An 18,651-nucleotide genomic window follows, 5' to 3' on the forward strand; every position below is an offset into this window, starting at 1 on the left:
GGCAGCCTGCCGTCGCCCTCCGGGAGCGTCGTCACCGGCGCCGGGCCGCCACGCGGCACCGCCGGAAGGCGACGCCGCCGGGGCCGCGTGGGCCCTTGCCCCGAAGCGGGTCGTCCACGGCGAGATCCATGACGTCGCCACCGACGACCGGCCGCCCCACGAAGGCCCCGAGCGGCGGCCCGCCGTGGCCGTGGCCGGAGAGCCCCGCGGGGCGCCGGCGCGGCGGGGGGAGGGCACCGCGACCCGGCCGATCCCGCGGGCCGCCGCCCCGGGGCGGGGCCGGCACGCCCGTAGGGGCCCGCGGACGGACGGCCCGGGGCGCGGCACACCGCCCGCGCTCGGGCGGTTCCTCGTCCGGGCTGCCGCGGTCACTGCCGGGCTCACCGCGGCAGGGGCCGTGCTCGGGCTGGTGCGGGACCAGACCGTCGCGCACTTCTTCGGGGCCGGTGTGGAGAGCGACGCGTTCCTCATCGCCTGGACCGTCCCCGAGATGGCCTCCACGCTCCTCATCGAGGACGCGATGGCCTTGTTGCTGGTGCCCGCGTTCAGCCACGCTCTCGCCCGGCGGGGCGCCGGCCGCCGGATCGCCGACCCCGTACGGGAACTGGTCTCGGCCACCTTCCCGCGGCTGTTCGCCCTGCTGACCTGTGTCGCCGGCCTGCTGCTGATCGGCGCGCCGTTCGTCGTGCGGGTGCTCGCGCCGGGCTTCGGCGATCCCGGACTGGCCGTGGACTGCACCCGTATGACCGCGCTGACCGTCCTCACCTTCGGCGTCACCGGATACTTCAGCGCCGCGCTGCGCGCCCACGGCAGCTTCCTCCGTCCGGCGAGCGTCTACGTCGCCTACAACGCCGGCATCATCACCACGACGTTCGCCCTGGCCTCCGTATGGGGCGTTCGCGCCGCCGCGGCCGGTGTCGCCGTCGGCAGCCTGCTCATGGTGGCGGTGCAACTGCCGGCCTTCGCCCGGCGTGTGACACTGCGGCCGCTGGTGCGCCGCCCCCGGTCGAAGGCGCCCCTCCTCGGCGCGGCCGTCCTCGCGCCGGTCGTGCTCTTCGCGGTCAGCCGCCAGTCCCAGGTCCTTGTCGAACGCTTCCTCGCCGCGCCGCTCCCGGCCGGGGCGATCTCCCATCTCAACTACGCGCAGAAGGTCGCGCAGATGCCGATGGTGCTGTCGCTGATGGTGTGCACGGTGACGTTCCCCGTCGTCGCCAAGGCCATGGCGGAGGGCGACCGCGACCGGGCCCGGCGACGCGTCGAGCAGGACCTCGCCATGGCCGGCGCGATGGTGCTGCTCGGCACCGCGATGGTCGTCGGGTACGCGCCCCAGATCATCGAAGTGCTCTTCCAGCGAGGCGCGTTCGACGCGCAGGACACCGCGGCCACCGCCACCGTCATGCGCGTGTACGCCGCCGGCCTCCTCGGTCACTGCCTCGTCAGCGCGCTCGGCCGGCCGTTCTTCTCCACCGGCCGGCCCACCTGGTTCCCGGCCGTCGCCATGGCCGCGGGGCTCGCCGTCACCGTCGCCGCCGGTGCCCTCACCGTCGGCGCCTTCGGCGTGAACGGCATCGCGGCCGCCAACGCCGCCGGCATCAGCACCACCGCGTTGCTGCTGCTGCGCGGCCTCGGATCCCGGGGGGTCGCCATCCAGGTGCGCTCCGTCGGCGGCCGCATCGGACGGCTCACGGTGGCGGCGGCCGCCGCCACGGCGGCCGGCCTCTTCGCCGCGCCGCTGACCGGCGGCCCGCTGCAGAGCCTTGCCGCCGGCGCTCTGCTCCTGCCCGCCGTCTTCCTGCTCACCGCCCGCGCCCTGCGCGCACCCGAAGCCGTACACCTGCTGGGACTCGCACGACGGAGGCTGTTCCATGACCACTGACACCGCGGCGCCACCCGCCGCCCCGCCCCTCGCCCAGCCGTGGATCCTGATGTACCACGCCGTGGGCGACCCCACCGGTGACCCGTACGGCATCGCCGTCGCGCCCGACCGCCTCGACCTGCACCTCCGCTGGCTGCGCGCCCGCGGCCTGCGCGGGGTCGGTGTGGCCGACCTGCTGCGCGCCCACACCGCCGGCAATGCCGCCGGCCTCGTCGGCCTCACCTTCGACGACGGTTACGCCGACTTCGTCGAGACGGCACTGCCGCTCCTGGCCAGACACGACTGCACGGCCACCGTGTTCGTGCTGCCCGGCCGGCTCGGCGGCACCAACGAGTGGGACCCGGCGGGCCCGCGCCGCGCGCTGCTCACCGCCCGTCAGATCAGGGCCGCCGCGGACGCGGGCACCGAGATCGCCTCGCACGGTCTGTTCCACCGCCGCCTGGCGGGCTGCCCGGACGACGTACTCGTCGAGGAGACCGCCCGCAGCCGCGAGCTGCTCCACGAACTCACCGGTACGGCCCCCGTCGGGTTCTGCTATCCGTACGGCTCCTTCGACCGGCGTGCCGCCGACGCCGTGCGCCGGGCGGGTTACACGTACGCCTGCGCCATCGCCCCCGGCGAGGCGGCCGGCCCGTACGCCCTGCCCCGCACGCACATCAGCCAGGCCGACCGCGGCACCCGGCTGTGGGCGAAGCGGCTGCGGCACCGGGCACGCCGTCATCCGGCGCTCGGCCCGGTGCACTTCGGCGGTGCCGGATGAGGGTCCTGCACATCATCACCGGTCTCGGCGTCGGCGGCGCGGAACAGCAACTGCGGCTGCTGCTGCGTCATCTCCCCGCCGAGTGCGACGTCGTGACCCTGACCAATCCCGGTCCGGTGGCCGACGGGCTGCGCGCGGACGGGGTGTCGGTCACCCACCTCCGCATGCGCGGCAACACGGATCTCACGGCCCTGCCCCGACTGGCCGGTCTCGTCCGGCGCGGCCGCTACGACCTTGTGCACACGCACCTGTACCGGGCCTGCGTCTACGGCCGGATCGCCGCCCGGCTGGGCGGGGTGCGGACCGCCGTCGCCACCGAACACTCCCTGGGCGGCCAGGAGATCGAGGGCCGGCCGCTCACCCCGGGCACCCGCGCGCTGTACCTCTCCACCGAACGCCTCGGCGCCGCCACCGTCGCCGTCTCCCCGACCGTGGCCGGCCGGCTCCGGGACTGGGGCGTCCCCGGCCCGCGCATCCACGTCGTGCCGAACGGCATCGAAGCGGCCCGGTTCCGTTTCGACGCCTCCGGGCGGCGCGCCACACGGGACCGGCTCGGCGTCCCCGCCGACGCCTACGTGGTCGGCGGCGTGGGCCGGCTCGTCCCCGGCAAACGCTTCGACGTCCTGATCGAGGCGGTCGCCGCGCTGCCCGGCGTCCGGCTGCTGCTCGCCGGCGACGGTCCGGAGCGGGACGCGCTGCGCGCCCTGGCCGTACGGCTCCGGGCGGCCGACCGGATCCGGCTGCTCGGCGAGTGCGACGCCGACGGTGTCGCGGCCCTGCTGTCCGCCGTGGACCTGTTCGTCTCGGCCTCCCGCGAAGAGGCGTTCGGGCTCGCCGTGGTCGAGGCCCTCGCCGCCGGGCTGCCGGTACTGCACGGCACCTGCCCCGCCGTCGACGACCTTCCGCCGGCCGACGCACCGGGCGCCACCCGGCTGAACGGTGACGGCGTGCGTGAGCTCACGGACGCTCTGCGCGCACGTACGGCCGCGGGCCCCCGCCGGCTGCCGCCGCCCCGCGCGGTCGGCCGCTACGACATCGCTCGGGGCGGCCGTCTCCTGATGGATGTGTACGCCCACGCCCTGGACACCGCCCGGCCGGACCGCAACCGGCCGCAGCACTTCCACCCCGACCCGACCCGGAGAGCACTCCCATGACCCAGACGCCCGAGCAGGAGCCCGCCGCCGCCGGCCGGTTCCGCCGCCTCGCGAAGATCACCCTGCCCGTCTGGTGGCCCCTGCCGGTCTGCGCCCTGCTCGGCACGGCCTGCGGTGCTTCCTACGGCCTGCTCAAAGCACCCGAGTACGCCTCCACCAGCTATGTCGTCGCCGTGCCCGCCAAGGGCTCGGACCCCGCCGCGGCGCTCGGTTTCGCCCAGGCCTACGGGCGGATCGCCACCAGCGACTCGACCCTCGCGTACGCGCGTGTCGCGGCCGGCGTCCCGGCAGGCGAACTGCGCGACCGGGTGGAGACGGAGACGTCCCCCGACTCGCCGATGATCGCGATCACCGGTACGTCGACCGATCCGGACCAGGCCGCCGACATCGCCGACGCGGTCACCGACGCCGTGTTCGTGAGCAGCAATCAGGTGTCCAGGAACACCGGCGTCTCACTGACCCTCTTCTCGCGGGCCGTCGCCCCCCACGAGCCGGTCTCCCCGTCGCTGCCCGTCGCCGTTGCCGTCGGCGGCTGCGCGGGCGGACTGCTCGGCGGGCTGGCGCTGCTCGTGGGGCCGCGCCGCAGGCCCACCGTCACCACCGCCGGTGTGCCCGCGCCCGCGCACCGTGCCGAGCCGGCGGGCGAACGGGAGCTGGTGTGACCCCCGGCGGCGGACGGCGGATCTCCCTCACCCTGTGCCGCGACCCGGAGGCCTTCGCCGCACTGGGGCCGGAGTGGAACCGGCTGCACGACAACTGCCCCACCGCCACCCCGTTCCAGAGCCACGCCTGGCTCCACTCCTGGTGGCGGTCCTACGGCACGAGCGGACGGCTGCGGGTCGTCCTCGTCCGCCGCGACGGCCGGCTGATCGGCGCCGCGCCGCTGACACTGACGCACGGACCGATGCCACTGCTCGTGCCGATGGGCGGCCGTATCTCCGACCACTGCGACGTACTCGTCGACGGCGGCGACGTCCGGACCGCGGTCGGGGCGCTGGAGAGGGGTCTGCACAGGGCGGCACGCCATGCCGTGATCGACCTGCGCGAGGTGCGTCCCGGCGCGGCGGCGGAGCGGCTCTACGAGAGCTGGAAGGGTGCCCGCGCCCGGCTCACCGACTCGGTCTGCATGGAGCTCCCGGCCGCCCCCGTCGAGGAGCTCGCCAAGCGGATGACGACTGCCCGGGCGCAGCGTGTGCGCGCGAAGCTGCGCAAGATCGACGCGCTGAAGATCCAGGCGCACACCGTGCCGGAGGCGGAAGTCGCGGAGGCCGTCGCACGCCTGCTGCGGCTGCACGAACTCCAGTGGCGCGGCCGCGGCGTCAACCCGGAGCACCTCAGGCCCCGGTTCGCCGCCCATCTGGTGCGCGCCACCCGGGTGATGGCCCGCCGCGGCGAGGCCGTCCTGACGGAGTTCCGGATGGAGGGCGAGGTCGTCGCGGCCGCCCTCACCCTGCGCTCGGGCGCCTTGGCGGGCGGCTATCTGTACGGGGCGGACCCCGCGCTGCGGGACCGGAAGGCCGACGTGGCGACCATGCTGCTGCGCCACGACGCGCAGCAGGCCGCCGACGACGGACGAGGCGTGCTCAGCCTGCTGCGGGGGGCGGAGCCGTACAAGAACCACTGGCGGCCGGAGACCGTCACCAATCAGCGGCTGCTGCTGGCCCCGGCTTCGCTGGAGCCGCTGCTGCGGCTGCACGAGACACGGGCCCGGCTGCGCGACCGGGCGGCCGTGACGGTGCGCGAGCGGCTGCCCGCCGCACGGGAGTGGCGCGACCGGCTCAACAGCCGGCGGGCGGCGGCCGCGAGGTGCTGACACGTTTCGGGCCGCCGCCCGCACGTCCCGGGGTCCGCGGGTCCGCTGGTCCGCGGCGTTCCGGGGCGCGCACGCCCCGGACGCACCGCCGGCAGACTTCCGCGGTCAGAAGCCCAACTGCCCGTCCGGCCAGGGGAACTCGACACAGAACTGCTGCTCTCCCACCCACTGGGCGACCCAATCCCCGAGATCCATAGGAACGCACCAGTCGACGGGGTTCATCACGACGTCGTCCGGCAGCGGGGACGGGAGCGGGACGCCGGGGTCCACGGGATCCGGCTCGACGGGGACGGGCTCGACAGGCGCCGGCTCGGCAGGACCGGGCTCGGGGGGCGTGGGCTCGGCAGGACCGGGATTCGCAGACAACTTCGAGCGGAACACTTTCGAGGACTGTGGATTGTCGTCACACTGCCACACCCCGTGCGGGCAGTAGTCTGTGATGGTCTGGTAGAGCGGCTTGTGACGGTCGATCCATTCGAGCATGCGGCGCATGTACTCGGGATTGTCGCCGTTGCGGAAAAGTCCCCACTCCGGATACGAGATCGCCTTGTTGTGCGCCGCGGCGAACTCGACCTGCTTCCGCAATCCGTACGGAGCATTCACCTGTTCGTCGAACGTCCCGCCAGGCGGCTGGTCGTACGAGTCCATTCCGATGATGTCGACCACGTCGTCACCGGGGTAGCACTCGGTCCAGGGAATGGCGTCCTGACCGCGATTCGGAGCGAAGTCGAATCGGAACTTCTGCCCTGGGACGGAACGCATGGCCGTGACGATGCGGTTCCAGTACGCCTTCCACGCCTCGGGGTCCGGCGCACAACGGTGCGTGTACGTCGTGCCGTTCATCTCCCACCCGAGGACGATCACCGTGTCCGGGACACCCGACTCGACCAGCCGGGTCGCCAGCGTCCGGAAGTGCTTGTCGAAGCTGCCCTGTGCCCCGGCGGTCAGCAGCCCTTTGACCGCGCTGTCCGGCAGCCGCGCCTCGTTGCGCTCCAGCATCGGGACGTTGAGCACGAACATCCGGTCCTCGGCGCCGCGCCGCCAGTCGGCCCAGGGACGCAGGAACTCGGGCCGGCCCTCGATGTTTTCCCAGCGGTCGCCCGGGAGGTACGTGTGAGCGACTTTCAGCTCCCGACCGCCGAGCCATCGGGAGAGTTCGGCCATGCGCTCGACACCGGGCGCACCGTAGTGGAGATAAGCCCCCACGGCGACCGGTGGTTTCTCCGGAGAATCAGGACCGTCGTTCACGCCGGTGGCCGCGCCCGCCGTCCAGACTCCGGAAACAGCGCTGGAGACAAGGAGACCGGCGGTGACCGTTCCGATGCCCGTGCTGAAGAGACGGCGCCGTTGTGGCATGAATTCCTCCTCTGTGCGGCCCGTTCCGGGATGCAACGACCGTAGGCAGAAAGTCGTACCGACGGGCTGCCCGAAGAGGAGTCGGTAGGCCATTAGCGAAGAGGCGCGCTCCAGTCAGGACCATCCAAGTGAAAAATATGACCCGAATGCCGACCATCGACCCGGGAGTACCCGCTCTCGTGCTCCGGCTCGACCGGAATCCCTTTCACCACGGCACCCTGGGAGCCGTCAGATCGCTCGGCCGCGCCGGTGTGGAGGTGCATGCCGTGGTCGAGTCGGCCCGCAGCCCGGTCGCCCGGTCCCGCTATCTGCACCGGGCCCATGTCAGACCTCCGGGCCAACTCCGCCCGGAGGCCTTCGTCGACCTGCTGCTCGACGTGTCCGACCGGATCGGCCGGCCCGCCGTGCTCATCGCGATGGACGACCTCGGCGCCGTCAGCGTCGCCGCCAACGCTCCGCGTCTCGTCCAGCGGTTCCTCTTCCCCGACCAGGCCGCCGACGCCACGGCGGCACTCGCCGACAAGGCCGAACTCGTACGGCTGTGCGAGCAGGCCGGGATCGCGCACCCGGAGACGGTCGTGCCGACGAGCGCCGCGGAGGCCGCCGCCGCCGTACGGCAGCTAGGGCTGCCACTGGTGGCCAAGTGGAGCAGACCGTGGCTGCTGGACCCGCGAACGGGTCTGCGCAGCACGAGCCTCGTCACCTCGCCCGCCGCTGTGCAGCGGCTGTTCGAGCGCACCGGACAGGCCGGCAGCAGACTGCTGCTCCAGCGGCTGCTGCCCGAAGGGCCCTACTGCGACTGGTTCTTCCACGGCTACTTCTCCCGGCGGTCCGACCTCCTGCTCGGCGGCACAGGCCGCAAGGAGCTCGCCTGGCCGCCCGGAGCCGGGCTGACCGCGAAAGGCAGCTGGCAGCACAACGACGAGGTGTGGGCAGCCGCCCTCAGGCTGGTGGCGCACTCCGGCTACCGGGGGATCCTCGACCTCGACTTCCGGCGCGACCCGGCAGACGGCGCCTACCGGCTGCTCGACGTCAACCCGCGGCCCGGCGCGCAGTTCCGGCTCTTCACCGACGAGGGCGGACTCGACGTCGTGCGGTCCCTCTACCTGGACCTCACGGGCAGCCCGGTGCCGCGGGCCGCCGGCCGGCCGGGGCGGGTCTTCGTGGCGGAGAACTACGCGCTGCTCTCCGCGGTCGCCGCCGTCCGGCACCGGACTCCCGGACGGGCCGGCGCCGCACACCGCGGGGTCGAGACCGCCTGGTTCGCGCATGACGACCTGCCGCCGTTCCTCGCCATGGCCGCGGCCTGGCTGCGACGGGGCCTCGTCAAAGGCACGGACCGCCTGCGACCGCTGCCGCGGCAGCGGACATCGCCTTCCACCGCCGGACCGAAGGCCAGACCAGAAGGAGCGGGAACCGCATCATGTACGACTTGGCAGTGATCGGCGCCGGCCCGTACGGGCTCTCCGTCGCGGCACACGCCGCCGCGGCGGGGATGAGCCTGCGGGTGTTCGGCAGAACCATGGCGTCCTGGCGGGACCACATGCCGGAGGGAATGTTCCTCAAGTCGGAGCCCTGGGCCTCCGACCTGTCGGACCCCGGCGCCAAGTACACCCTCGCCGACTACGCCGCCGTCCACGGCTTCGAGGCCGTGCACGGCCGACCGCTCCCGATCGCCGACTTCACCGGGTACGGGATGTGGTTCGCCGAGCACGCGGCACCGCCCGTCGAAGAACAGACCGTCACCCGGGTCGTCCCGTCGGCCCGCTGCTTCCGTGTGGAGACGGCGGAGGGCGACGGTATCGAGGCGCGGACGGTGGCGCTCGCCGTGGGCATCATGCCGTTCCGGCGGGTGCCGGAACCACTCGCGGCGCTGCCCCCGGCCCTCTGCTCGCACAGCAGCGGCCACCTCGACCCGAGCGGATTCGGCGACCTCGACGTCACCGTCGTCGGAGCCGGCCAGGCAGCGCTGGAGACGGCGACGCTGCTCGCCGAACACGGGGCACGCCCGCAGCTGGTGGCCCGCACGGACCGCATCCGGTGGAACACCGTGCCCCTGCCGCAGCAGCGCGGACGGCTGAGCACCCTGCGCACCCCGCTCAGCGGTCTCGGCAGCGGCTGGACCACTTGGGCGTGGTCGGAACTGCCCGGGGCGGTGGGCCGGCTGCCGGCCGGTCTGCGGGAACGCCTGACGGCCGGCGCGCTCGGACCGGCCGGCGCGTGGTGGCTCCGTGACCGCTACGAACAGCGGGTGCCCGCACTGCTCGGACACAGCGTCCGCCGGGCCTCGGTACGCGCCGACGGCCGGGTGCGGCTGGAGCTGAAGAAATCCGGCGGCGGGACCCGCTCGCTCGACACCAGTCATGTCGTCGCGGCCACCGGCTTCGTCCCGGATCTGGAACGGCTGGGCCTGCTCGACCCCGGTCTCCGGCAGGCACTGCGCAGGGCGGGCGCCGGCCGGGCGCCGGCCTTGACCCCTCGGTTCGAGTCCAGCTGCCCCGGGTTGTTCTTCGCCGGTCTGCTGACCGCGCCGTCGTTCGGTCCCGCCATGCGGTTCGTGTACGGCACGGCGTTCACCGCCGACCGGCTCGTCGCCGGTGTGCGGCGCCGGCTGCGCCGATGAGGCGCGTCACGGCGGGGCCGGGGCGGTGTGCTCAAGCCGGGTGCCGGTCGTAGAGCCAGCCCCTGCGGGGCTGTGGGGAAGCGGGCCTGGCGGTCGCCTCGTTCGCGACGGGCGGCGGAGGCGGGAAGAGGCTCAGCCTGGTCCACTCCCCGTCCGGTCGGCCCGGCATGGTGCGGCCGGCGGCCGTCCACTCACGCGCCAGCTGGTCGTAGATGGGACTGCTGCCCGTCGGTGCGGCCGTCGGATCCGTACTCGTCTGGACGCGCTGCCATCGAGTGGGCGCGGTAATCCTTGCCATATGACCGCAAACGCGCGGCCGGTGGCGAAGTCACTGCCGAGGCCGGGTGGTGGGGGACGGGTGGAACGGTCTTTCGAGCCGGTCGCCCGCGGCGGTGAGATTCACCCGTACGACTCGGGGCGTGCCGCGTCCGATCAGCCCTCGCGGAACCGAAGATACGCAGCGAAGCGCGCCGCGGAAAAGGGGATCGATGCGACACATGGCGACCGTGCTGGTCCCGGCACTCCTCGTAGGTCTCACCGCATGCCAGAGCACCGGTGGTCCCGGTGCGCGGCCGGCGCCCGGGGCGTCCGCCGGGGCGCGGGCGGCCGCCACCGGCATCGGCGACACCGCCGACGTCGGCGGCGCACGGTTCGGCGAGCACCTCCGGGTCACCCTGCGCGGGTTCGTCGACCCCGCCGTGGCGACCGGGGCCGCGCCGCGGCCCGCCGTGGGACACCGCTGGGTCGGAGTGGAGCTGAGCCTCGCCAACATCGGCGGCACGGCCTACGAGTCACCCCTCGGCAGGACGTGGGTCGTCGACGACCGCGGCCGGCGGCACCCGGCCGTCCGCTCCGGGGAGCTCACGACCGGCTTCCCGCTGAAGGTACGGACGCTCCCCGTCGGTGAACACGCCGACGGCTGGCTGGTCTTCGAGGTGCCCTTCGGCAGCCGTGCCGTAGGGCTCGACTGCACGGTCGGCGGCGAGCGGCGCAGTTGGCGGCTGTGAGGGAACGGCTGCGGCGTCGCGTCGAACGCGCGGGACGGCACTTTGCCGTCCGGTTCCCCCGTCCAGGTGAACGAGGACCGGGACGCGGCGTGCCCGCCACTAGGGTGCCGAGCCATGACCACAGCGAACACCCCCCGATCCGCCGTGAACCGCAGCCGGTTGGGCACGCTCTCCCTGCTCGCGTGGATCGGGGATCCCGCCCAGGGACATGACACGCCCTATCTGCTCACCTACTCCCTCGGTGACGGCAGCGACGGTCCCGCCGCGGGGGAGGAGGCCGCCCTGGCCATGATCGCGGAGCTCGGGCTGACCGTGGGTGACGAGATGCACGACCACACACACCACGGCTCGCACCCGATCCAGCTGCTGGTCGAAGGCGGCCAGGCCGTCGTCAACATGCCCTACATGAAGGCCCAGTGCCCGGCGCCGCCCGAGTGGCTGGCCGCCGCGAACCGTCGCGGCCACGTCCACTTCATGATCGCGAGCCGCCCGTGGCCCGAGGGGACGCCGGGCAAGCCCGTAAGTGACGAGGCCTTCCAGTCCTTCCTCGGCGACGAGACCACCCTCACCAGCTCCGCACACGTACTGCTGCCGGTGTCACGGCTGCGCCACTGACACGGGGGGATCCGGGTCAGGAGGGTCCGCGTCAGGAGACATCGCGTCAGGAGGCTTCGAAGGCGAAACGGAGCGACCGGACGCGGTTGTCGAAACTGGAGTCGACCAGGCACGGCGGGCCGACCGCCCGAAGGCCGCCGGTCCTGGTGAGCAGTTCACGGAACAGGGCCTTCATCTCCTGCCTGGCCAGGTGCGCGCCGAGGCAGTGGTGCGGTCCACCACCGCCGTACCCCAGGTGCGGGTTGGGGCTGCGGGTGATGTCGAAGACGTCCGGGTCCTCGAAGACGGACTCGTCACGGTTGGCCGACGCGTAGAACAGCACCACCTTCTCGCCGGGGCGGAAGCTGTGGCCGCCGAGCTCGCACTCGGCGGCCACCGTGCGGCGGAACTGGATGATCGGGGTCGAGTGGCGGACGATCTCCTCCACGGCGCCGTCCGCGTACCCGTCGAAGTCCGACTCCAACAGGGCCCTTTGGTCGGGGTGTTCGCTGAGCAGCGACAGCCCGTGCGCGATCGCGTTGCGCGTCGTCTCCACGCCCGCCACCAGCAGCAGCGAGAAGAACGCGCCCAACTGCCTCGAGTTCAGCCCCTGGCCGTCCACGTCCGCGCACACCAGGGCGGAGATGAGATCCCCCGTGGGCCTGCGGCGCCGCTCACGGGCCAGGCCCGCCATCACCAGTTGCATATGGGCCAGGGCGCGCAGGCCGCGTCCGGGCATCCGGAGCCTGGACCGCAGGCCGCGCTGCACACCGACGTTCTCCGAGGCCTGGTCGATACGGGCCGCGATCTCGGCGCGGGTCCCGCCCGGGACGCCCATCAGGTCGCAGATCACCTCGAACGGCATGCGTGAGGCGACCGAAGGGACGAAGTCCTGCGGACGGCCCGCCAGCATCTCGCCGACGATGCGCCCGGCGACCTCCCGGACGTTGTCCTCCGTGGCGGCGAGCAGCCTCGGCGTGAACGAACGGGCCACGATCCGGCGCAGCGTGGCATGTTCCGCACCGTCCATGTTGACCATGGAGTTCCCGAAGACCACCTTGGCCCAGCGGGCCGGCTCCGGCGTGGTGACGCCCGGCGCGCTGGCGAAGTCACGCGGCCGCCGGCTCGCCTCCGCGACATCGGCGTGCCGGACCAGCGCGTAGAAGCCGGGACGCTCCCCGAACCGCACGGGTGTGTCGCGTGCGCGGAGCTCGGCGAAGGCGGCGAGCCGGGCCGGACGCGGCAGCCGCCAGAACGACGGGTCGGACAGATCGGTCTTCGGGGCGTGCGCGGCCGGCCCCACAGCGGCCTGGCCGGGAATCTCCCTACCCACGGCAACCTCCAGGTGCTCGAGGCCACATGCTGGCCCATCGCGGCGTCAGCATGCGTCCCGACATTGCTGCGGACGGGCGGAATTTGCACAGGTTCGGCCGTCCGGATCGTTGTGGCAGAGCGACGGAGAGTCCGTCAGGCACATGAGGGGACGTACACAGCGATGAAGTTGACCACCCGGGGAACTCTGGCGGCGGTACTGGCATGCATGGGCACGGCCGTGGCGGCCGCACCCGCGGTCGCCGGGACGTCAGTGCCGGTCGTCCTGCCGCTCGAGAGCCTGGAGACGGCGGTACCTGTCGAGGCCCCGGAACTGCGCACCGGTGTGCCGGTCCCCGTGCCCGGCGCGCCCGAAGGGCCGCGGCACGTGACCGGGCCCCTGCTGCCGCAGGGCACGCTGCCGGCGATGCCCGTCAGCAGCGAAGTGCCCCCGACACTGCTGGCGGTCCCGGTGGAGAACCCGCTCGGCGAGGACGACCTCGGCGTCGCGAAGGTGCGGGCACAGGAGTCGGACGTGAAGCTGGTGAGCCCCGGTGTGTAGCTCGGCGCGCCCGTGACCGTACCGCCGGCGGGGCCGGCCTGCCCGAGCCGGCCCAATCTGCCGCCGACCGCGCCGGTGCTCCAGGCTGTGCCGACCGGCGCCCTGCTGCTCCGCCGGCGGGGACGGCCCGCTCCCTCGGCTGGCGGAGCAACCCTTCGACGGCGGCGTCGTTGTCACCACTGGTACCGCTGCCGACACCACGGCAGCGGTACTTCGCAGGCGACAGCGGCCATCGCGTGAGTCCACCGACGGGAGGGGCGATGCCATGAGGACAAGCACCCGGGGCGCCACCCACAGCGGAGCGGTGACGGGCGGCGGGTTTCCCACCCGTCGGCTGGTACTGCGGGCCCTCTTCACGGTCGGCGCCGTCGCCGGCACCGCCGGGGCGCTGCTGCCGCTCCTCGCCAGGCGCGGCGGGGGCGCCGAGGAGTCCGGCGGGAGAGGGGCGGCGACGTCGCGGTCGCTGGAACGGTTCGCCGAGACGTACCAGGGCCGGCACATCCAGGGCAGCGCCACCGTGATGATCCCCGTCGACGAGGGTCGGTACGTGGACGGAGAGGCCGGGGACCGGGTCCGCTCCGGCCGGCCGGCCGGGGGCGCCAGGCCGGTGCCGAGCGTGGAGGTCCGCATCGACGGCCGACCGCTGCATGTCATGCGGCGTGCCGACGGCACGTACCTGAGCCTGGTCAACCACTACGAGTCGTTCCCGACGCTGCGGGACGTGGCCCGCGCCGCGGTCGACGAACTGGGCGGCACTCAGCTCTCCTTGACACCCATGACCGCCATGCACAGCGCCTGAACAGGGAGGCCGGCACCCCGTGTACACCCGCAAGAACCAGCGGAACCTGACCCGTTCGGAGAAGCGGCGGCTGGTCGGGGCGCTGCTTCGACTCAAGCGCTCCGGCCGGTACGACGAGTTCGTCAGGATGCACGGCGAGTACTACGTCTCCGACGCGGAGGACCGTCCGCGTGCCGCCCATATGTCACCGTCGTTCTTCCCCTGGCACCGCAAATTCCTGCTGGAGTTCGAGCGGGCGCTGCAAAAGATCGACCCGAGCGTGTCCGTCCCGTACTGGGACTGGACGCGCGACAACTCGCCCGCGTCGTCGCTGTGGGCCGACGATCTCATGGGCGGCACCGGGCGCCGCAGCGACCGGCAGGTCATGACCGGGCCCTTCGCCTACGTCAACGGCGCCTGGCGGATCAACACCCCTGTCGCCGAAAGCAACTTCCTCACCCGCGACCTGGGCCGCCCGGGCAACCCGGTGTCGCTGCCGACGAAGGCGGAGGTGGCGCGGGTGCTGGACGATCCGCTCTACGACGCCGCGCCGTGGGACTCCACCGTTCCCCGCGGTTTCCGCAACCGGATGGAGGGCTGGAGCGCCGGCAGCTCCGAACGCTGGCGCCTGCACAACAAGGTCCACCGATGGATCGGCGGCCTCATGATGAGCGCCACCTCGCCCGACGACCCGGTCTTCTGGCTTCATCACGCGTACATGGACCTGCTGTGGACGCGCTGGCAGAAGGCGCACCCGGGGTCCCGCTATCTGCCGGACAAGAGGCTGGAGCGGTCCGATCCGCAGTACGGGCGGGTCTTCTCGGCCGACGAGCCGATGCCGCCGTGGGACGTGACGCCGTCAGCGCTCATGGACCACACACGCTTCTACCGGTACGCCTGACCGGACATCCCTCACCAGCCGCCCGGGAGGGCGCACCGCCCGGAGTCGATCTTCGATCGTATGTTCGGTTCCGGAGGTACGGTGAGAGACATGGCAGCACATCTCCAGGGATCACTCTTCGACCAGACCGACGAGATCCGTCTCGGTCCGCTCGGCGACGCCCGGCGCACCGTGCTCGGTGACGGGGCCTGGATCGACGTTCTGCCCGGCTGGCTCTCCGGCGCGGACGCCCTCTTCGACGAGCTCGTGGGCACCGTGCCCTGGCGGGCGGAGCGGCGGCAGATGTACGAGCGGGTGGTCGACGTGCCGAGGCTGCTCGCCTACTACGGGGAGGACGACCCGCTTCCCCATCCCGTGCTCGAGCAGGGGCGGGACACCCTGTCGCGGCACTACGCCGAGGAGCTCGGCGAGCCGTTCCGCACCGCCGGTCTCTGCTACTACAGGGACGGCCGGGACAGCGTCGCCTGGCACGGGGACACCATCGGGCGCGGCTCGCGCGAGGACACCATGGTCGCCATTCTCTCCGTCGGCGCCCCGCGCGAGCTGGCGCTCCGGCCCCGGCGGGGCGGCGGCGCGCAGGTACGCAAGGCGCTCGGCCACGGCGACCTGATCGTGATGGGCGGCTCGTGCCAGCGGACCTGGGAGCACGCCGTCCTCAAGACGGCGCGCGCCGTCGGACCGCGCATCAGCATCCAGTACCGGCCGCGGGGCGTGCGCTAGCGCGCACGTCAGGGCGTGCGGCGTACGGCGCGGCCGGCGAGCACGTCGGTTCGGGCGCCGTCCTCGATCACGAACCGGCCGTCGATCAGTACGTGCGGGATGCCGACGGGGAGCGTGCGCGGCTCCTCGAAGGTCGAGCCGGCCGCCACTGTCCGCGGGTCGAACAGCACCAGGTCGGCGCGGTACCCCTCACGGACCAGACCCCGGTCGGGCAGCCGCAGCCGGGCGGCCGGGCGTGAGGTCAGACGGGCGACGGTCTCCTCCAGCGACAGGATGCCCAGCTCGCGCGCGTACCGGCCGAGGTACTGCGGGAACGTGCCGTAGGCCCGCGGATGCGGCTTGTCGCCCTGGAGGATGCCGTCGCTCCCGCCGGTGTGGACCCGGTGGCGCATGATCTGACGCACGTTCTCCTCGTGGCCGACGTGCTGGAGGATCGTCGAACCGAGGCGGTCCTCGATCAGCAGCCGCCGGGCGGTCGTCCAAGGGGCCTCGCCGCGCTCGTCGGCCGACTGCTGGATCGTCCGGCCGACGTGGCCCGTGACCGCCGGGTCGCTCACTCCGGAGATCTCGATGGTGTCCCACTCGATCGGGACGCCGTGGCAGCCGTCGGAGCCGACGACCTCCAGGTGGTGCCGGATCCTCTCGGCCGTGGCGTCGTCCCGCAGTCGCGCCAGCACCGCGTCGGGGCCGCCCTCGCCCGCCCAGCTCGGCAGCATCGCCACGAGCGTGGTGCAGCCGGGGGTGTACGGATAGGTGTCCAGGGAGATGTCCGCGCCGGCGTCCAGCGCCTCGTCGAGCAACGCGAGCAACTCGGGCGCCTTGCCCTTGTTCACACCGAAGTTCATGGTGGCGTGCGCGAGATGCAGGGCGCATCCGGCCTGGCGGGTCAGGTTCACCATCTCCTCGTACGCCTGGAGCGCGCCGGCGCCGTAGGAGCGGTGATGAGGGCAGTAGTAGCCGTCGTACTCGGCCACGACCCGGCACAGCTCCGCCAGCTCCGAGTCGTTCGCGTACATCCCGGGCGTGTACGTCAGACCGGACGACATGCCGACCGCGCCCTGCGCCATGCCCTCGGCCACCAGTTGCTTCATGCGCGTGAGCTCGGCGTCGGTGGCGGGGCGGTCCTCCCAGCCCATCGCGTACATCCGCACGGTGCCCTGCGGGATCAGGTACGCGGCGTTGACCGCGATGCCCTGACCGCCGAAGTTCCGGTCGAGGCGGTCCAGGTACTCGCCGACCGAACGCCAGTCGAAGTCGATGTCTGAGCCGTCGCCGTTCCAGCCCGTGATCGCCTTGCGCACCGCGGCGAGGGTGTCGTCGTCGACGGGCGCGTACGACAGCCCGTCCTGCCCCAGCACCTCGAGGGTCACGCCCTGGGCGGCCTTCGCGGAATGGTCGGGGTCGCGCAGCAGCGCCAGATCGGAGTGCGCGTGCATGTCGATGAAGCCGGGGGACAGGGCGAGGCCGTCCGCGTCGAGGACGCGGGGGGCGGTGGGGCGGGGACCGGTGCCTTCTCCGCGTATCTCGGCGATACGGCCGTCCCGGATGCCGACGTCGGCACGGAAGGAGGCACCGCCGGTGCCGTCGATGACGCGGGCGTCGCGGATGACGAGGTGCATGGGGGTGCCTTTCGGGGCGCGGGCGGTGGGGGCGGGTGACGCCTGCGGCGGGCTGTTCCCCACCCCTCCCCTTCACGGACCGGGCTCCGCCCGGACCCCCGTGCCGGCGGGGCCGGCTGCCGCGCAGCGGCATTTCCGGCCCGCCCGGCGTTCGAGGGCACCGCGCGAAGCGCGGTACGCCGCCCGCAGGGCGGTACGGGGCCCGGGGCCTGGCCCGGTCTCGGGAAGGGGCGGGGTGGGGGAACGGCCCCGCAGGGTCAGAAGAACGTGCGGATGAAGTCCGTCACCGTGCCGTCCCCCTCCACCACCGGAATCAGCTGCCACTTGTCGAACGACGTGCAGGGATGCGACAGCCCCATCCCCACCCAGTCGCCGACCTCCAGGTCCGCTTCCGGGGTGGTGGTGAGCCAGCCGTGCTGGTCGGAGAGGCCGGTGACGGTGATGCCGTCGGCGGGGCGGAGGTCGCCGGTGCGGGCGTCGCGGACGACCTGGGCCTTCGGGAGGTCGAGGTCGTACGCGGCGTCCCGCTTGCCCGCGTTGACGAAGGCCTGGTCCGGGGTGGGCCGTGAGACGACCTGGGCCCACAAGCGGAACGCGGGCTGCAGCGCGCCTTCCTCCGGGACCCGGTTGAAGGGCGTGAGGTGCCGGTAGTGGCCGTCGTCGTGCGAGACGTACGCGCCGGAGCGCAGCAGCTTCAGCACGGGGCGGGACAGGTCGGGGATCTCGGCGAAGACAGCGGCGACCGCGTCGAACCACGCGCTGCCGCCCGCGCTGATCACGATCTCGTGGGTGCCGGCGAAACGGCCCGAGGCGTCGAGGTCCGCGGCGATCGCCACCAGCCGCCGCAGCCAGGCGTGTACCCGGTCGCTGTCGGCCCGGGGGACCTCGCCCTCGTAACCGGCCACGCCGACCAGGCGCAGCGTTCCGGTGGCCGCCACCGCGTCGGCGACCGCGGCGCAGTCCGCCTCCGTGCGGGCTCCGGTGCGGGCGCCGTCGCCGGCGCCGAGTTCGACCACGACGTCGAGGGGGCGCGAGACGCCCCGCAGGGCCTCGTCCATGAGCTCTACGCCGCGCACGGAGTCGACGTAGCAGATGAGGCGGAGGTCCGGGTCGGTGTCGAGTTCCCCGGCGATCCAGCGCAGGGCGGCCGCGTCGACGACCTCGTTGGCGAGGAAGATCCGCCGGATCCCGTAGGCGCGGTAGACCCGGGCCTGGTGGGGGACGGCCGCGGTGATGCCCCAGGCGCCGCGCTCCAACTGGCGTGCGAAGAGCTGCGGGGACATCGAGGTCTTGCCGTGCGGGGCGAAGGCGAGGCCGTGGCGCTCCGAGTAGGTCTCGAGCAGGGCGAGGTTGTGCTCGACGGACTCGGCGGACAGCGCGAGGACGGGGGTGGTGAAGCCGCCGGTGAAGAGGTTGCGGCGGGAGGCCGCCAGCTCACCGACGGTGAGGCCTTCGGCGTCGGGCGGGAGCGCCTTGAACCGGTGGTCGGCCGGTTCGTCGGCGAGCCGTGCGACGGCGTGGTCGGCAGCCATGGGAGCCCTCCTCAATCGCGTTGCAGTATGTGCAACGCCCATTGC

General features: G+C 73.1%; 17 protein-coding genes. 13 read left to right on the top strand and 4 right to left on the bottom strand.

From position 1 onward, the window contains the following. The first annotated feature begins 184 nt into the window (after positions 1-184). The 5 genes from murJ to ACIPJI_RS08460 are packed head-to-tail and all read left to right on the top strand — an operon-like array spanning position 185 to position 5,603. Positions 185-1,876, top strand: a complete 1,692-nt coding sequence (gene murJ, locus ACIPJI_RS08440) for a murein biosynthesis integral membrane protein MurJ (protein WP_402245785.1) — start codon at positions 185-187, stop codon at positions 1,874-1,876. Then, positions 1,866-2,636 carry a polysaccharide deacetylase family protein gene (locus tag ACIPJI_RS08445; RefSeq protein ID WP_356623490.1) on the top strand — a complete coding sequence of 257 codons (771 nt, stop codon included), beginning with the start codon at positions 1,866-1,868 and terminating at the stop codon, positions 2,634-2,636. The genes murJ and ACIPJI_RS08445 overlap by 11 nt, the downstream gene beginning before the upstream one ends. Continuing rightward, positions 2,633-3,790 carry a glycosyltransferase gene (locus ACIPJI_RS08450; protein WP_402245167.1) on the top strand — a complete coding sequence of 386 codons (1,158 nt, stop codon included), beginning with the start codon at positions 2,633-2,635 and terminating at the stop codon, positions 3,788-3,790. Before ACIPJI_RS08445 ends, ACIPJI_RS08450 begins: the two co-directional genes overlap by 4 nt. Next, the gene (locus ACIPJI_RS08455; RefSeq protein WP_402245169.1) at positions 3,787-4,452 is read left to right on the top strand and encodes a lipopolysaccharide biosynthesis protein; all 666 of its coding nucleotides are present in this window, start codon (positions 3,787-3,789) and stop codon (positions 4,450-4,452) included. Before ACIPJI_RS08450 ends, ACIPJI_RS08455 begins: the two co-directional genes overlap by 4 nt. After that, positions 4,449-5,603, top strand: coding sequence for a GNAT family N-acetyltransferase (locus ACIPJI_RS08460; protein WP_402245171.1), 1,155 nt, complete (start codon positions 4,449-4,451; stop codon positions 5,601-5,603). Before ACIPJI_RS08455 ends, ACIPJI_RS08460 begins: the two co-directional genes overlap by 4 nt. 105 nt (positions 5,604-5,708) lie before the next feature. On the opposite strand, the gene ACIPJI_RS08465 is transcribed toward ACIPJI_RS08460, so the two are convergent. Then, positions 5,709-6,959, bottom strand: coding sequence for a glycosyl hydrolase (locus ACIPJI_RS08465; RefSeq protein WP_402245173.1), 1,251 nt, complete (start codon positions 6,957-6,959; stop codon positions 5,709-5,711). A gap of 146 nt (positions 6,960-7,105) precedes the next feature. On the opposite strand from ACIPJI_RS08465, the gene ACIPJI_RS08470 reads away from it, so the two are divergent. The 4 genes from ACIPJI_RS08470 to ACIPJI_RS08485 all read left to right on the top strand — a co-directional run bounded on the left by ACIPJI_RS08470 (position 7,106) and on the right by ACIPJI_RS08485 (position 11,204). Then, positions 7,106-8,401, top strand: coding sequence for an ATP-grasp domain-containing protein (locus ACIPJI_RS08470; protein ID WP_402245176.1), 1,296 nt, complete (start codon positions 7,106-7,108; stop codon positions 8,399-8,401). Continuing rightward, positions 8,383-9,582: an NAD(P)-binding domain-containing protein gene (locus ACIPJI_RS08475; RefSeq protein ID WP_402245178.1), complete on the top strand. Its 1,200-nt coding sequence runs from the start codon at positions 8,383-8,385 to the stop codon at positions 9,580-9,582. The genes ACIPJI_RS08470 and ACIPJI_RS08475 overlap by 19 nt, the downstream gene beginning before the upstream one ends. Positions 9,583-10,079: 497 nt before the next feature. Further along, positions 10,080-10,589 carry a hypothetical protein gene (locus ACIPJI_RS08480; RefSeq protein ID WP_402245180.1) on the top strand — a complete coding sequence of 170 codons (510 nt, stop codon included), beginning with the start codon at positions 10,080-10,082 and terminating at the stop codon, positions 10,587-10,589. 114 nt (positions 10,590-10,703) lie between these two features. Next, positions 10,704-11,204: a DUF5949 family protein gene (locus ACIPJI_RS08485; protein ID WP_356623479.1), complete on the top strand. Its 501-nt coding sequence runs from the start codon at positions 10,704-10,706 to the stop codon at positions 11,202-11,204. Positions 11,205-11,250: 46 nt separating this feature from the next. Here ACIPJI_RS08485 and ACIPJI_RS08490 read toward each other — a convergent pair whose 3' ends face one another. Further along, entirely contained in the window at positions 11,251-12,516 is a 1,266-nt protein-coding gene (locus ACIPJI_RS08490) for a cytochrome P450 (protein WP_402245182.1), read from the bottom strand. Positions 12,517-12,678: 162 nt separating this feature from the next. Here ACIPJI_RS08490 and ACIPJI_RS08495 point away from each other — a divergent pair, with 162 nt between their 5' ends. From ACIPJI_RS08495 to ACIPJI_RS08510, 4 genes are all read left to right on the top strand, one after another. After that, the gene (locus tag ACIPJI_RS08495; RefSeq protein ID WP_402245184.1) at positions 12,679-13,056 is read left to right on the top strand and encodes a hypothetical protein; all 378 of its coding nucleotides are present in this window, start codon (positions 12,679-12,681) and stop codon (positions 13,054-13,056) included. A 265-nt stretch (positions 13,057-13,321) separates the two neighbouring features. After that, positions 13,322-13,855, top strand: coding sequence for a tyrosinase family oxidase copper chaperone (locus ACIPJI_RS08500; protein ID WP_356623474.1), 534 nt, complete (start codon positions 13,322-13,324; stop codon positions 13,853-13,855). 19 nt (positions 13,856-13,874) lie between these two features. Next, the gene (locus tag ACIPJI_RS08505) at positions 13,875-14,735 is read left to right on the top strand and encodes a tyrosinase family protein (RefSeq protein WP_356623473.1); all 861 of its coding nucleotides are present in this window, start codon (positions 13,875-13,877) and stop codon (positions 14,733-14,735) included. A 90-nt stretch (positions 14,736-14,825) separates the two neighbouring features. Beyond that, positions 14,826-15,455, top strand: coding sequence for an alpha-ketoglutarate-dependent dioxygenase AlkB (locus tag ACIPJI_RS08510; RefSeq protein ID WP_402245186.1), 630 nt, complete (start codon positions 14,826-14,828; stop codon positions 15,453-15,455). 8 nt (positions 15,456-15,463) lie between these two features. Here the strand turns inward: ACIPJI_RS08510 and ACIPJI_RS08515 are convergent, their stop codons facing one another. Both ACIPJI_RS08515 and ACIPJI_RS08520 read right to left on the bottom strand, forming a co-directional pair. Further along, a complete protein-coding gene (locus ACIPJI_RS08515) occupies positions 15,464-17,074 on the bottom strand; it encodes an amidohydrolase family protein (protein ID WP_402245188.1) in 1,611 nt (536 codons plus the stop codon). Positions 17,075-17,331: 257 nt separating this feature from the next. Then, complete coding sequence (locus ACIPJI_RS08520; protein WP_402245190.1) at positions 17,332-18,606, bottom strand: amino acid deaminase; 1,275 nt, start codon at positions 18,604-18,606, stop codon at positions 17,332-17,334. Positions 18,607-18,651: the final 45 nt, after the last annotated feature.

The sequence above is a fragment of the Streptomyces sp. NPDC086835 genome, from assembly GCF_044745705.1.
In the GTDB taxonomy this organism is placed as follows: Bacteria; Actinomycetota; Actinomycetes; order Streptomycetales; family Streptomycetaceae; genus Streptomyces.